At 63.5% G+C, this 644-nt stretch carries 2 protein-coding genes; one reads left to right on the top strand and one right to left on the bottom strand.

Annotated features, from left to right (window positions below; genetic code table 11):
- Positions 1 to 219 (bottom strand): rodlin (locus AC5P1C_RS43895; RefSeq protein ID WP_493871602.1); only part of this gene is annotated, 219 nt, incomplete at its 3' end.
- 206 nt (positions 220 to 425) lie between these two features.
- Between AC5P1C_RS43895 and AC5P1C_RS43890 the strand changes: the two genes are divergently transcribed.
- On the top strand, positions 426 to 644 hold a 219-nt coding region (locus AC5P1C_RS43890; protein ID WP_493871601.1), incomplete at its 3' end, for a rodlin.

Here is a 644-nt window from a genome sequence, read left to right as displayed (position 1 = left end):
ACCGATGCAAGGCTTGTTCAGCGAACCCTGGACGAGGGAGAGCTGCGGGCTCATGTTGCCGTGCGTCGCAGAGTTGCCGTACGCCTGCTTGGCCCCGTTGCCACTCAGGGAGGTGGTGCCGTGGTCGTCACCGATGGCCAGCGCCGAAGGCGCCGCGGCAGCGGACATACCGACGACGGAAACGGCAACTGCCGCCGTGGCCATAGCCTTCTTCATCATTTTGTGTATTCCTTTTCTGGCAGAAGCTCGAGTCACTGCACGCTGACCAACCGGCCCGCAGGAGTTTGAGTTTCGGGGCTTCACCCGGTTGGGTTCCGTGTCAGCCACCCGTTGGGCCAACAGAGTGAAGCGGAGCAACTATGCGCAGGGCGCGGAGTTAATCAGAGCGCTCCGGCGAACGGGGTTTCTCCAGAAGGGAATTACTTGTGATCAAGAAGGGTATGGCTGCAGCCGCGGTTGCTGTCTCCGTCGTCGGCATGTCGGCCGCCGCAGCTCCGTCGGCCATGGCGATCGGTGACGACCACGGCACCACCTCGCTCAGCGGCAACGGCGCCCAGCAGGCGTACGGCAACTCCGCCACGTACGGCAACATGAGCCCGCAGATGGCGCTGATCCAGGGTTCGCTGAACAAGCCCTGCATCGGC

It is taken from the genome of Streptomyces sp. A18 (genome assembly GCF_059026065.1).
Note: the sequence above shows the minus strand (reverse complement) of the source record. Positions and strands in the feature narration are given on the sequence as shown.